We start from the raw sequence: 14,127 nt of genomic DNA on the forward strand, positions 1-14,127 counted from the left end.
TAACGAATCTAAGCGACGCTATTTCATTAGAAAGCTGTGATAAAAGAGGAATGCATGCCTAAAACGCAAGGATAGCGCGCCTCAGATTCGTTAGTTTTTCCAAGTGGCTGAAATACACCTAATAGCGTTACCTCGGTTCGTTAGCCATAGTGAAAATGATGTCGATGTATTCTTTATTGGACTTTGAGATTAAAGGGGATGAGAGTGCTAGTACTTTGTTTGAAGTAACTAGTCAATGAAAGAGCAAAGCCGTCATGACATTTCGCAATACACGTCTGACAGGAAGGGGCTCAAAACGTGATCACCATCAGTCTATGCATGATTGTGAAGAACGAGGAACGCATGCTAGCGCGCTGTCTCGACTCGGTTGCTGGCATCGCTGACGAGATCGTCATTGTGGATACCGGTTCATCAGATCGCACGATGGACATTGCTGCGCAGTACACCAACCAGGTCTACACGTATGAATGGAAGGAAGACTTTGCAGCAGCGCGGAATGAGTCATTCGCCAAGGCCACGCAGGAGTATATCCTGTGGCTGGATGCGGACGATGTGCTGCTGCCCGCGGAACGGGCGAAGCTGGAGGTGTTGAAGCAGCAGCTTCCGTCTGAGGGGGAGACGGCGGCTGTGATCTTGAACTACACGCTGGCCGAGGGGCCGGAGGGAAGTCCGCTTGTGACGGACCGACGCCTTCGCCTGGTCAAGCGGGATGCCGGGTGCCGCTGGCATGGCCGGCTGCACGAGCAGCTCAGCTTCCCGCAGGGCGAGGTCATTACGGCAGACATTGCCGTCACGCATCGCCGCGAAGCGGGACATCATTCGGCGCGAAACGTGCGCATTCTGCGCAAATGGATCGCCGAAGAGGGTGTAGCCCAAGGTCGCCTGCTGTTCTATTATGCAGGCGAATGTTATGACCGCCAGCAGTATGCGGCGGCGGCACGCGGGTACGCGAAGCTGCTGGAACAGCCAAGCGGTTACCGCGAGGATCGCCTGATTGCCTGCGCGAGGCTGGCGGAATGTTATGAACGACTGGGCGAGACGGGCCGCAAGCTGGGGGCATTGCTGCAATCGTTCCAGTATGATCTGCCGCATGCCGATTTCTGTTGCGCCATTGCTGCCTGTTTCCATGAACGGCATGAACCCGTCTCGGCGATCTACTGGTATATGCAGGCAGTCGATGTGAGCAGCCGCGATCCGGGTCTGCGCCCGGTGCCTGTCGCCTGTCGTACTTGGCTGCCACATGCTCGTTTATCCCTATGTTATGCTCATCTAGGCAACTGGGAGCAGGCATTGATGCATAACACCAAAGCCCGTGAGTATTTGCCCAACGATCCAGGGCTGCTTGCCAATCGGCAGAAACTCGAAGTAGTTGTGCGCAAAGAGATGAAGGAACGGGAAGAACGTGGTGCAGAGTCACCTCGTAAGTAGGGAGATGAATTGGGACTTGATGAGGACAGAAGCGTTTGAAGCGGGGAGAAGGAGATAAGGCAAATAGATTGAAGCATAAGTGAGCGGACAACAAATACGAATTGTTGCTGTAGGATACGATAGCGGATCAGTGTAAAAATAAGGGTTGAGTGGAAATAGAGTGTGAGGCACAATTGTGAGCAGAAGCAGAAGCAGAAGCAGAAGCAGAAGCAGAAGCAGAAGCAGAAGCAGAAGCAGAAGCAGAAGCAGAAGCAGAAGCAGAAGCAGAAGCAGAAGCAGAAGCAGAAGCAGAAGCAGAAGCAGAAGCAGAAGCAGAAGCAGAAGCAGAAGCAGAAGCAGAAGCAGAAGCAGAAGCAGAAGCAGAAGCAGAAGCAGAAGCAGAATGATAGATAAATTATAATGCTGCCATATGTTTTAAGTCCGATAGATACGAATTGTAAATGAACAAAAGAAGCCCCGCTTAACCGAAAGAGTCGGTGAGTGGGGCTTTTTACGCTTCTCGTTCATCGTGGAACTTCTGATGTGGGATGTAGTGAGTATTATGCGTCAAGATGAGAGCCGAGTATCAGGACGATTTTAGCTGCGAAGCTATTTCTTACTTTTCCGGTGCCAGGCATCGCACAGCCGGGTTCTTCATTCGTAAGCTTTTGCACGCCCAGCCCCGTCCATCATATATTTCGTCATCGATATTGAGGGTAATGGTCTCATCTCTGTATTCATTCCAGTTTTCAATCCGGAGTGTGTTTTCACTTTCCCATTCAAGATGGTTATTTCCGTGGTGCTCGGCACGATATATCGTTTTTACCGTGGAGTCCTCAGGGGCATTTGTCTTTTTTACATCGACCCAGATCGTAACGCCACCTGCCGCACCACCGTAAGGTACACCATAAATCTCGGCAGTATATTCACCGTTCCGTGAAGGCATGGAATAACTCAGATCTCCCAGCTCGGAACGGTCAAACGTGGAGAAGTATGGACGGAGCCAGAAATACAGGAATACGGCAACGAACAGTACAAGAATTAATAATGATAATGTGCTGAATATCGGATGTCTACGTATCCAGGGTTTGCGAGAATTTGCATTGCATGAACTTGAATTAGCTTGAGTATTTTGATTCATAAGTATCGCACCTCCACCTACAGTGAAATTTGCTTTGCAGGAATATAGATGTCCATTTCTCCGTAGTGGTCCTGAGCCAGACTGCCATCAATTCGTTCAAAATAGTATGAATCACTCTTCTCGTACCCCGAATGGCTCTGCCAATATTCATCGATAAATGTCCAGACACTGTCCAGATGATCAATGTTGATCAGGCTTGGATGGAAATCACAGACGAATTTGAATACGGCATACTGGTTGGCCGGGACCTCAAGTCCATTCAGGTCTTCAGGTATATGCTCCAGAGAGGTCACTTCTACAGACGGTTGATATGTACTGTAATCCTCGTTAATCTCATGGGTAAATCCAATATACACGTTAGGCTGCAGCACATTAGGAATCGAATGAAAGTGTTTTTCAAAAAAATCGTTGCCTGCTGAATTGGCTTCATAATGCTCTTCATTATCTGCATAACGAATATGGGAACGTTGTCCGATGAGTTTCATAGCCGGTTTTCGTACATACGTTGGTGTGAAAATATACCCGTACGGAAGCATCGTGATCATGGACGATGTCAGACGGGCTGTGAATTCAAGGTCTCCAGCTCCCTGTTTGCGATATTGCAAGGGGGTGATCCCAAAGGTTTGTTTGAAAGCGCGTATGTAGGATTGTTCATGTTCAAAAGCGTAATGTCCACTGATATCGATAATCTTCCAATTTAGGTTCACCAACTGCTCCAGGCTGCGCGCCAATTTGCGTGAACGAATGTATTCTCCAGGCAATTGTCCGCTTGCATGTTTGAACATGCGATGCAGGTGGAACTTGGATATATGAGTCACAGCTGCCAGATGATCCAGCGTTAATTTGTCTTGAATATTGTCTTCTATGTAGTCGAACAGTTTATCCAATGTCTCTAGCAAATCGTGTTGCATATCAATCTCCCTACTTCGAATAGTACTTACAGCAATAAATGTTCATTTTTTCCTTATCACCGATGATATCATAACCAAGTACATAATTTAATGACAAGATTGGAGAAACCATCCATGTTAGCTGACAAAAGAACGTATACAACGTTAGGCATGATAACTCGATTATGGACATTAACGGGTAAGTACCGTATGTTCATCATTCTGTTATTATTCGCCGCATGTATGGTCTCCCTGATTGAGGTCGGTTATTTGGAATCGATCCGAAGACTGGTCAAAGGTGCTACCGAAGCACAGTTTTCGTTACTCTACTCAGGTTTGATCATAGGCGTTAGCATTGTAGTATTACGATTGATTGTAACCGCATTCATGACGAGGGTCGAGACGTTATTCCAGCAAAAGACATTATTGTCTATGCAGTCTCTACTGCTCTCATCTCTAGGCAACACAGAGACACGCGATCTGGCATATTATCACACGGGTGACCTTACCTCCAGGATATGGACTTCAGCCAAGGAAGCACAAAAGGGGATAAACCAACATGGTATTGAACTTGCAAAAAATATCATTCAGCTGATTCTTGCCTTTGCTTACTTCAGCTGGGTGAACTTGCCGCTGTCGTTGGCTATCATTGCATTTACGTTAATCTATCCTCTTGTAACGGTAGGCTTGGGTAAACGTCTGCAACGACAACATGATCAGTTAAATGCCAGTGCAGCATCAAGAGATGAGATGCTAACTGAAATCATCCAAGCCCCAGTTGAGATCCGAAGTTACGGACTCGCGGGTTATGTTCACCATCATTTTAAAGATCGAATGGATCAAGTGTTCAGACATACGATGTCTGTATCTGTGTTACAACGTCTTTCGGAAGCAGCCGGACGGGTCTCAACGTATGGTGGCATGATCTTAATTCTCTATCTAGGCGGCATGCAGGTGCTGAATGGACAGATGGATGTAGGAGGACTGGCAGCTTTTTTGGTGGCAAGCAGTCAGTTAACTCGTCCGATCGAGTCGTTATCCGGGCTGTGGAATGATTTTATTGGTTCTGCTTCTCACGCATCCAGAATCTTTGAAGTACTGGATTTGGAGAAAAAGGATGAGGTTGTTGAGACCAGTACAACTACATATGTACGACCCGAAACGGAGTTAGGACAGCTTGAAAAGCAATCTAAACAGGGTGGCATCAACGTGCAGCATGTGTCTTATAGGTATGCGGAGCAAGAAGAAGTGTTAACGGATATTTCTTTTGAGGCCAAAAAAGGAAAGCTTACTGTAATCACTGGGCCAAGTGGATGCGGGAAAACCACGTTATTGAAGTTAATATCCGGATTAGATAGACCTGTTACTGGTTCGATCCAGGTCATGAATCAGAAGAATTCACTGAATGATAGGTATGAGGTTCAGACAGCACATGTCAATCAGGTTTATGTTCCGCAACAAGTCTTTATTTTCACAGGCACAGTGGAAGAGAATATTGTTTTTGGACAAGAGGGGATTTCTGCCGATCAAGTAGAGGCTGCGGCCCACATGACATATGCACATGACGCCATTATGCGTCAATCGCTCGGCTATGGGACGGAGCTTCAGCCACAAGGCGGGACGATGTCGGGTGGTGAGCTTCAGCGTATTAGTTTGGCAAGAGCGATGCTGAGAAAGCCGGATATTCTATTGTTGGATGAACCTACGTCATCTCAAGACCCGTGGCATGAGCAACGATTAAATGATCTCTTTGCGAGAATTACTGCTGACAAAGGCACAACGGTTATTGCAGTTACCCATCGATTATCGCTGATCGAACGGGCGGATCAGGTCATCTATATTCAGAAAGGACGCGTCGAAGATACGGGGACTCATCGTGAACTGCTAGATCGTCCCAATGGATATCGGAGCTATATTGCGGAGCAGGATACCGAAGTGGAGGGACAGCATGAGTAACAAAATTGAAGATGCAGCATATGCCGATGGTGCTGGAACGAAGAGCAGCCAAGAGAAAAGTGGAGCAAATGAGATAAATGAAAATAATGAAAATAGTGAAATAGAAGTTGATCATCAGATGAACGAAAGTCATGTTCCATATGGCCCAGATGATTCAAAAGAAGCTGTATCACTGGCAAAGGTATGGCCCATTATTTTTCGATGGATGAAGCCTTATGGATTAGCTGTTGCGATCTTGCTCATTTTTATTGCAGCAGATGCGGTCTTCGATTGGGGACTTGCCTTCGTACAGGGATTCTTCGTGGATGCCATTCATGATGGGGGACAGGAAAAGCTTAATGCTACGGCGTTGATCTTTATCGCCATTCTGGCAGGGTTTATCGTATTGCTCGCGATGCATCGGTATGTGCTGGTATGGCTCAAGGAATCGTTGCAACGGGACATGTCGATGGATCTGTTGAAACTGTTGAACCGAATGCCCTATTCCTGGGTGCGCAGACAGAAGTCCGGGGATGTGATGCTTCGCATCAAGGAGGACACGAAGCATGGTGCAGAAGTTGTGGAGGCTATTGCAGAGGGTGTTACGGTTATATTCATCATTGCTCTATCGCTGGGATACTTGTACAGAGCAGATGCATGGGTTGCGGTGATCGCCTTAGTAAGTGCAGGGGCAATCTGGTTCACGGCGAGGTTGTATGATCAGCGAATTGTACATCTGTCCGATGAGGTCGAATCCAGAGAAGGCGAGTCCCAAGAACAGATACAGCAGTATGTTGAAGGGATACCGGTGATTCAGATGTATGATGCTTCACCGTGGTTTCTCAATCGTTTTCGAACACAACAACAATCACTGAATCGAGTTCAGGCGAAGTTACAGATGACCTTGAGCATGTCGGATAATGTGGCGATGGCGGTGTTTGGTCTGGCTCAATTGGCAGCATTGTTCCTTATTGCTCTGTCAGCGGCTAGGGGAACTCTGTCTCCGGGCATGGTTGTCGCAAGTAGTCTGCTGTTTGAATTGGTGGTGTGGCCAGTACTCGGCTTGTCCAGCCAGTGGAGTCAGATGCAAGCCAGCGTGGGAGCATTTGGACGTATCTCTGCATGGTTTAAGTTGGGGGATCACAAGAAGACAGGCTCATCCATTATTAGGGACGTGAAGCTTGCACAGGGAATGTATAACCAAGATCAGGGGAGTACACCAAAAGGGGCACATGAAAAGAACGAAGTGGCTATGCTACGTCTACAACAGGTTACGTTAACCGATGAAGACAGTGGTCGGAGAATTCTGGATCAAATTTCGCTTAATCTGGTTCCTGGTGAATTGGTTGCGGTAGTTGGTGCCAGCGGGGCAGGCAAATCTACATTATGCCAAGTGTGTGCAGGGCTGATCGAGCCAACAAACGGAAGCGCATTGCTGGGTGATCAATATGTTGCAGAGTATATAGAGATGGATAATGAAATGGATAAGCAATCCAGACTGACGTATATGCCGCAGACCCCAACTTTTTTTACAGGAACGATCGAAGACAATATCCGTCTGAGTTCAGACGTTACATTGGACAGAGTGAAGCTTGCGGCAGAGCAGGCAGGTTTGCATGAATACATTGAGGCTCAGGAAGGACAATACGCAGCCCTGTTGCAAGAGAAAGGCTCCAATATATCTGGAGGACAACAGCAGCGACTGTCGCTGGCCAGGCTCTTTATGAGGTCATCCGATCTGTACATTCTGGACGAACCAACGTCATCACTGGATATTCAGACAGAACAGAAGGTGATGAATCACTTGCTGAACTTTATGAAAGGCAGAATCGGGTTGCTTGTCACACATCGTATGGAGGTCGCTCGTCAGTGTTCTCGTATCCTTGTGATGGAGCATGGCCGAATCGCCGAGGATGGGACGCATGAACAGTTAATGCAGAGGAAAGGATTGTATTATCGGATGAATGCAAGAGGCGGTGATACAACATGAATGAATCTGGGGTTAAGAAAGTAATGGATACGCTGGAGTTCTTAAGTCAGGATCGGGAAGCACGTCGTTTGTATGAAGAGCGTCAGAAGTATTTGCATGATGAAGCTTCCATGATTGAATGGGCTAAGGAAAAGGGAATGGAAAAAGGGCTAGTTGAAGGCGAAAAAAGAAAGGCGATTGAAATTGCAAAAAACATGCTCTCAGTTGGGATTGAAATTTCAGTTATTGCCAAAACAAGTGGTCTAACTAAGTCTGAAATTGAGGCGCTAAAAGATTAGCAAACGCACTTTAAACAAACAATCGTTTTGTCCCCAAAAGGCATGCGATTGTTTTTTGATTTTTCCTGGAATGTTCAATCACATCTGAATCTACTTGCGATTTTTTCTATCGTTCAGGTTATACACCACTGTCACCCATTTGCAAAAGATCGTTTTACAGTAAAACGCGGTTGCTCATTCCGGGCTGGACCGTTAAACTAAAGGGAGCGGCGTTTGCTTGACGGACAAGTCATGAGAACGCCATTTTGTTGTCAAGGATGCGGTATTTGAGCCGCATTCGGATGTCAGAATCGGATCGGACCAAGCTGGTGGAAGAACACCGGTGATAAGTAAGGAGTCTTTACATGAGTGTGCAAACACCAACTATTGAAGAAGCGCAGGGTCTCCTGCAAAAATATTATGGCTACCCCGACTTCCGTGAGGGACAGAAAAAGATTGTAGCCAGCCTGCTCGAACGTGAAGATACGCTCGGCATTATGCCAACCGGGGGCGGTAAGTCGATCTGTTATCAGATCCCCGCTCTGTTATATTCGGGTCTGACACTAGTTGTCTCCCCGTTGATCTCATTGATGAAGGACCAGGTCGATGCGTTGACGACCGCCGGAATTGCTGCCGCGTATATTAATAGTACACTTAGCGGCAAAGAAGTGAATGATCGTATCCGCGCGGCGCAACGCGGTGAGCTGAAGTTGCTCTATGTCGCGCCTGAGCGACTGGAGCTGGATTGGTTCCGCGAGGAGATGGGCTATTTGCCGATCTCGTGCGTTGCTGTGGATGAGGCCCACTGTGTATCACAGTGGGGGCATGATTTTCGGACAAGCTACCTGGCGGTAGCGCCGTTTGTGGACAGTTTGCCGGAGCGGCCGGTGGTTGCGGCCTTTACGGCAACAGCGACGCCCGAGGTCATGGGCGATATTCTGCGGCTGCTGCGTTTGCAGGACCCGCAGACGTATGTGACCGGACTTGGGCGGGATAATCTGGCGTTTAGCGTGCTTCGCGGCGAGAGCAAGAAGGACTTTGTCCTGAATTATGCGCGCGAGCATGCCAGCGAGCCTGGAATTGTATATGCCGCCACCCGTAAGGACGTGGATGATCTGCATCAGCGTTTGTTGCAGGCGGGATTGCCAGCTGGACGCTACCATGCCGGCATGACGGACGATGAACGGGCCCAGAGCCAGGAAGCTTTTTTGTACGATGATATCCGAGTGATGGTGGCAACGAATGCGTTCGGGATGGGGATTGATAAATCGAACGTGCGTTACGTAATTCATAACAGCATGCCGAAGAACATGGAGGCATATGTACAGGAAGCCGGACGTGCAGGCCGGGACGGGGAGCCCAGTCAGTGTATTCTGTTATTCGGGGCACAGGACATTATCACCCAGAAGTTCCTGATTGAGCAGAATCCGATGGAAGGCGACCGCAAACAGAACGATTACCGGAAGCTGCAACAGATGGTGGATTACTGTTACACAACGCGTTGTCTGCGCAGTGCGCAGCTGGATTATTTCGGTGAGGTGCATGACGATACACCTTGCGGTATTTGCAGTTCCTGTACGGACGACCGTGAGCTGGTAGACATGACGATTGATGCTCAGAAAATATTCAGCTGCATTCACCGCATGCGTGAACGGTATGGTGTATCGCTGGTCGCTTCGGTGCTCAAAGGCTCCCGTGCCAAAAAGGTGCTCGATTATGGCTTTGATTCCCTGCCAACCTACGGTGTGATGGGAAATCGCACAGAGCGCGAGATATCGGAGATCATCAACGTGATGGTATCGGAAGGATATCTGATGCTGTCCGAGGGGCAGTATCCAGTTGTACGTCTGCAACCACTTGCGGTGGAAGTGCTGAAGGGTCAACGCGAAGTGATGCAGCGTGTTGTCCGCAAGACAGCGGCGACGGCTTCGGGTACGAATTATGGTGGACGTCGTGGACGCGATGCGATGCCATCTGCGGTTAACGAGACGGTATTTGAACAACTTCGTCTGATCCGGCGTGATCTGGCGGCGAAAGAGCATGTACCATCGTACATTATCTTCAATGACGCGACCCTGCGCGAGATGAGTGTGGTATGTCCACAGACGGAACGTGACATGCTGGATATCAAAGGGGTCGGTGAAGTCAAGTATCGCAAGTACGGACTTCCGTTCCTGGAGTTTTTCCAGAAGCAATCGGGCGAAGAAGTGGATACGGATGATGATGCATTTTACGAGTTTGAGTAGTAGGCGAAGGTATAATCAGATATGAGCAAGTTGGGATGAAGTGTGAATTGTGGTTACATTCGCGCTTTCAGGTCTTTGAGGCTCATGTGCGTAAAGCTTAAAGGATTGTAGAGATGCTATATGTCTATTCAGAGGATATCTTCAAACCTGTCGAAAGCCGGAGCGCAATTAAGTTTGAAATGGAATTGGACTAGAGTGTGTCTCTGTATTGTGGACAAATTAAGGTGAATTGTCTTTCAAAGGGTGGACATTGGCGTTAGGGATGTCTGAAAGTAGCATGTACAATATGTGGTTTTATTTATTTGGTTGCGCACTGTATGTTGTGTTTTTGGTTTGGCGAGGTGTATATGTCTTTTTGAAAAGAGTGTCCACTCTTTGAAAGACAAAAGTAGAAAATGTCCATGAGACATGGAATGGCTAGTTCAAAAGAGGTTTGCATGAACAGCATCCGGGGCAGGATGGCTGTGCCGCTTTACTTTTACCAAAAAAATATGGTCTGGGTGTCCAGGCAAAGGTTGTGAACCATGAAGGTTATTCTTTCTACATTAAATGCAAAGTACATCCATACCTCCTTGGCCTTGCGTTGTCTGAAGGCGTACAGTGAGAAGGATTTTGATATTGACCTGGCGGAGTATACGATCAAAGATCCAGTCATGAACATTGTGTCCGATCTGTACCAGCGCGGCGCGGACGTGATTGGGTTCTCGTGTTACATCTGGAATATCGAAGAGACGATCAAGGTCATTGATAATCTAAAAAAGGTTATGCCTGACGTGAAAATTTTGCTGGGCGGGCCGGAAGTGTCCTACGACACGGAATATTGGATGAACCGAATTCCCAATGTCGATTTCATCGTGATGGGTGAAGGGGAAGAGACGCTGCATCAGCTGTTGATGGAGCTGGAAGGAAGCAAGAAGTTCCACTTTGTCTATGGACTGGCGTATCGCAAAGGGGAAGAGGTCATTCTCATGCCAGGTCGGCCGAAAGCGGATCTGAACGATCTGCCGTCACCGCACCGATTTGAAGAGGATATTCCCGACCTCGGGAAGCGTGTGGTTTATTTTGAGACCAGCCGGGGCTGTCCGTTTAGTTGTCAGTTCTGTCTGTCCAGTATTGAGGTCGGCGTGCGGTATTACGATATTGAGCGGACCAAGTCGGATATTCTGTACCTGATTGAGAAGGGTGCGAAGCTGATCAAGTTTGTGGATCGGACGTTTAACATCAAGCGGGATTATGCGCTCGAAATGTTCAAATTCCTGATTGAGAATCATCAGGGGACGGTGTTCCAGTTTGAAATTACGGCGGACATTATGCGTCCCGAGGTACTGGACTACCTGGCAGAGAATGCGCCACCAGGCACATTCCGCTTCGAGATCGGGGTTCAATCCACGAACGATCCGACAAATGAACTGGTGAAACGTCGCCAGAACTTTACGAAGCTGAGCCGTACCGTCAACAAAGTCAAAGCCAGTGGAAAAATCGACCAGCATCTGGATCTCATCGCCGGACTGCCAGAGGAAGATTACAATACGTTCCGCAAGACGTTTAACGATGTATTTGCTCTGGGGCCGGAAGAGCTTCAGCTCGGATTCCTCAAAATGCTGCGTGGTACGGGTCTGCGTCTGGATGCGGAGAAGTACAACTATACGTATATGGATCACGCGCCGTATGAGATTCTGGGTAGTGATGTGCTGCCGTTTAGCGACATCGTACGCTTGAAGCGGCTGGAGGATGTATTGGAGAAATACTGGAACGCACACCGGATGGATCATACGCTGAAGTATCTGATGGAGCAGGAGTTCAACTCGCCATTTGATTTCTTCCAGGCGTTCGGGGATTACTGGGAGGGTCAGGGTTGGCAGAAGATCGGGCACCAACTGGAGGATCTATTTACTCGTCTGCACAGCTTCCTGGAGTCGCGGAACACGCCGCATATGGAGATTGTGCTTGGCCTGATGAAGCTGGACTATTTCCTCGGCCACAAATACAAACCACGCAAAATCTGGTGGGAAGATCCGCTTCAGAAAGATCAGTGGGCGGGTTATATGAAAACGTTGGCTGAACGTCCGGAGGACGTTCGTCTGCCACGTGTTGCCGGTGCCGCTGGCACGGCATGGCTGGAAAGTAGCGGCACGGGTGCGAGTGCCGCTGTGGCAAGTTCGGCTGCTGCCGGAGAAGACTCTGCCGCAGATGCGGCGGGTGTGATCGGCAGCGAAGCCGGGGGTGCCGCGTCGCTCCCTGCGGGCGACGCAACAGGGTCCGCCGCGGATGGAGCGGCGGACGGGGAAGACGGCAACGCTTCGCGTGCGTTGCCGATGACCTCGGCCATGACCGCACAGACGGTCATGGGTGCCCGGGCTTTCGCCGACCTTGGTCTCGGCGAAAAGGAACTGCAGAAGCACACCGTACTCGATGTGCTTCCGTTCCGGCTTGAGCGTGTGCTAGCTGGCGCCAGCCCGCTTGCCGCGAAAGGCCGGACGCTGCTGGTCGTTGTGTACCAGCAGCATGAAGGGCAGCAGGCGCAGTATTACACGCTGCCGCTGGGAGAAGAAGCCGCTGCCATGTAGGTGCAGCGACATTAGTTTAGCAGCATGTCCAATTGGCGTTATGCAGCAGGAAGAGGCGCCACGACTATATGGTCGTGGCGCTTCTTTTGATGAAGAAAGTGTTCGAATGTAACTTGGTCGATACCGAAACAAGTGCCTGAATTTAATATATTCCATGAAATATATGGTATTATCATACTAGTTTGTGGTGAAGGGTGGCCCTAATGGGCTATGTTTTATATGTATTATTTATTGTATTGATGTTTATATTTTCTATATGAATTGAGAATTTAGGTGTGAAGGAGAATCACGATTTATAATTCATTACTATGGCTGATTTAGACAGGATGGAGGATGGCTCTCCATGTAGCCGATTTAAGCAAACGCTACTTTATTTATAATAAAGGAGAGAATCCATATGACGCGAGAACAGAAGCTAAACATACTGCGAGACGGACTTATTAAGGATGAATTGAATCTCCCTATTGCATATACGACGGGGACATATCCTGCTCTCTTAAAAAAGAAGTATGATGATTTCGCAAAGATTATTCAGATCATGGAGAAGGGTGGCATATTCTCAAGTAGCGAAGTTACTTGTATTGGGGAGACATGCAAGAGCATCCTGGAAGCTTCGGAGCAGTACTTCCAAGGTTTTCCTGCATCAGCTTTTGAGATTTTTAAGCAAGGAACAGATCGTTTATTCACAAGTGAATATATTGACAAGCTTATGCTTTTTGACCGTCGAGTTGAGAACAGGTTTTACCGAATACGCCATGATCGCAGTCGTACTGTGACTCAAAAAAAGCAGTTGTTTCATATTCCGTTCGAACATCGGGGATATGTCTCAACACAGAGATATAGTATTCCCGGGTTTCCATGTCTCTATCTGGGTAGTTCGGTATACGCATGCTTGGAAGAATTGCGGAAAATACAAGATACATCAGATGTGTATGTGTCCTCCTATAAAATCGCTGATCATATTAAGTTCATAGATTTAGGATTTCCGCCGCGAGTAGCGAAGGTGGCATCATATGAAATTAAGGACAACCATGAATGTTTCCTCGCCCTTAAGGCCTATTATCAATGCTGGCCGTTACTTGCCGCCTGTTCGGTCAGGGTACTTGAAGATAATCATACGTTCAAAGCCGAATACATCATCCCTCAATTACTGTTGCAATGGGTAAGAAGTTCTACTGATTATTCGGGAATTCGTTATTTTACCTCAAGAAGTTTGAGCTACGTAAAAAGTGTACACCTTTATCAAAATGTTGTATTCCCCGTAGAGCAGAATCAGGAGAAGGGGTATTGTGATAGATTAATTGAAAACTTCAAACTTACGAACCCAATTCTTTTAGAGCAATTTAGAAGTTCCTACGAAGATGAAATGAGTAACTCTGCTCTCTTCAATCTTGGTAGAGGAAGAAAAGGTTCGGTTAATGACGGGAAAGAATCGGATTATCGGTGTACCTATTACGCTTATTTAGAAGAAGAACTCGAGAAAATGGAACATGCTAATTTGGCTGACTGCAATCCTATTGTCTAATGCACAGCGCAAAGCATGCTTTTGCTTTTGGATTTCAAACCAAAAAAGGGGCAAGGATGATCAATGGAATGATGTGGTCTTTGAATGCAAAAGTCGTAAATGGACTCCATTTCCCCTATTCGTTTACGAGTATTCGAACAATCTTTTGCAAGTCGAAGTTGAATACATA

The 14,127-nt window shown here is 47.7% G+C and carries 10 protein-coding genes; 8 read left to right on the forward strand and 2 right to left on the reverse strand.

Annotation, left to right across the window (positions count from 1 at the left end; translation table 11 throughout):
- The first annotated feature begins 297 nt into the window (after positions 1-297).
- Both MKX40_RS07510 and MKX40_RS07515 read left to right on the forward strand, forming a co-directional pair.
- Positions 298-1,428 (forward strand): glycosyltransferase family 2 protein, encoded by a 1,131-nt coding sequence (locus tag MKX40_RS07510; protein ID WP_339240516.1) that lies wholly within the window; start codon positions 298-300, stop codon positions 1,426-1,428.
- 162 nt (positions 1,429-1,590) lie between these two features.
- Positions 1,591-1,821, forward strand: a complete 231-nt coding sequence (locus tag MKX40_RS07515) for a hypothetical protein (protein ID WP_339240518.1) — start codon at positions 1,591-1,593, stop codon at positions 1,819-1,821.
- Between the two features lie 202 nt (positions 1,822-2,023).
- On the opposite strand, the gene MKX40_RS07520 is transcribed toward MKX40_RS07515, so the two are convergent.
- Both MKX40_RS07520 and MKX40_RS07525 read right to left on the reverse strand, forming a co-directional pair.
- The gene (locus tag MKX40_RS07520) at positions 2,024-2,548 is read right to left on the reverse strand and encodes a DUF5412 family protein (RefSeq protein ID WP_339240520.1); all 525 of its coding nucleotides are present in this window, start codon (positions 2,546-2,548) and stop codon (positions 2,024-2,026) included.
- Positions 2,549-2,565: 17 nt separating this feature from the next.
- Positions 2,566-3,459 carry a helix-turn-helix domain-containing protein gene (locus tag MKX40_RS07525; protein WP_339240522.1) on the reverse strand — a complete coding sequence of 298 codons (894 nt, stop codon included), beginning with the start codon at positions 3,457-3,459 and terminating at the stop codon, positions 2,566-2,568.
- 114 nt (positions 3,460-3,573) lie between these two features.
- Between MKX40_RS07525 and MKX40_RS07530 the strand changes: the two genes are divergently transcribed.
- The 6 genes from MKX40_RS07530 to MKX40_RS07555 all read left to right on the forward strand — a co-directional run bounded on the left by MKX40_RS07530 (position 3,574) and on the right by MKX40_RS07555 (position 13,958).
- The gene (locus MKX40_RS07530) at positions 3,574-5,394 is read left to right on the forward strand and encodes an ABC transporter ATP-binding protein (protein WP_339240524.1); all 1,821 of its coding nucleotides are present in this window, start codon (positions 3,574-3,576) and stop codon (positions 5,392-5,394) included.
- A complete protein-coding gene (locus MKX40_RS07535; protein WP_339240526.1) occupies positions 5,387-7,363 on the forward strand; it encodes an ABC transporter ATP-binding protein in 1,977 nt (658 codons plus the stop codon). Before MKX40_RS07530 ends, MKX40_RS07535 begins: the two co-directional genes overlap by 8 nt.
- Positions 7,360-7,641, forward strand: a complete 282-nt coding sequence (locus tag MKX40_RS07540) for an Rpn family recombination-promoting nuclease/putative transposase (RefSeq protein ID WP_339240529.1) — start codon at positions 7,360-7,362, stop codon at positions 7,639-7,641. The genes MKX40_RS07535 and MKX40_RS07540 overlap by 4 nt, the downstream gene beginning before the upstream one ends.
- Positions 7,642-7,985: 344 nt before the next feature.
- Positions 7,986-9,866, forward strand: coding sequence for a DNA helicase RecQ (recQ, locus tag MKX40_RS07545; protein ID WP_339240531.1), 1,881 nt, complete (start codon positions 7,986-7,988; stop codon positions 9,864-9,866).
- Between the two features lie 524 nt (positions 9,867-10,390).
- Positions 10,391-12,433: a B12-binding domain-containing radical SAM protein gene (locus MKX40_RS07550; RefSeq protein WP_339240533.1), complete on the forward strand. Its 2,043-nt coding sequence runs from the start codon at positions 10,391-10,393 to the stop codon at positions 12,431-12,433.
- Between the two features lie 397 nt (positions 12,434-12,830).
- On the forward strand, positions 12,831-13,958 hold the full coding sequence (locus MKX40_RS07555; RefSeq protein ID WP_339240535.1) for a hypothetical protein: 1,128 nt from the start codon (positions 12,831-12,833) through the stop codon (positions 13,956-13,958).
- Positions 13,959-14,127 lie beyond the last annotated feature (169 nt).

It is taken from the genome of Paenibacillus sp. FSL R5-0517 (assembly GCF_037974355.1).
Lineage (GTDB): Bacteria > Bacillota > Bacilli > Paenibacillales > Paenibacillaceae > Paenibacillus.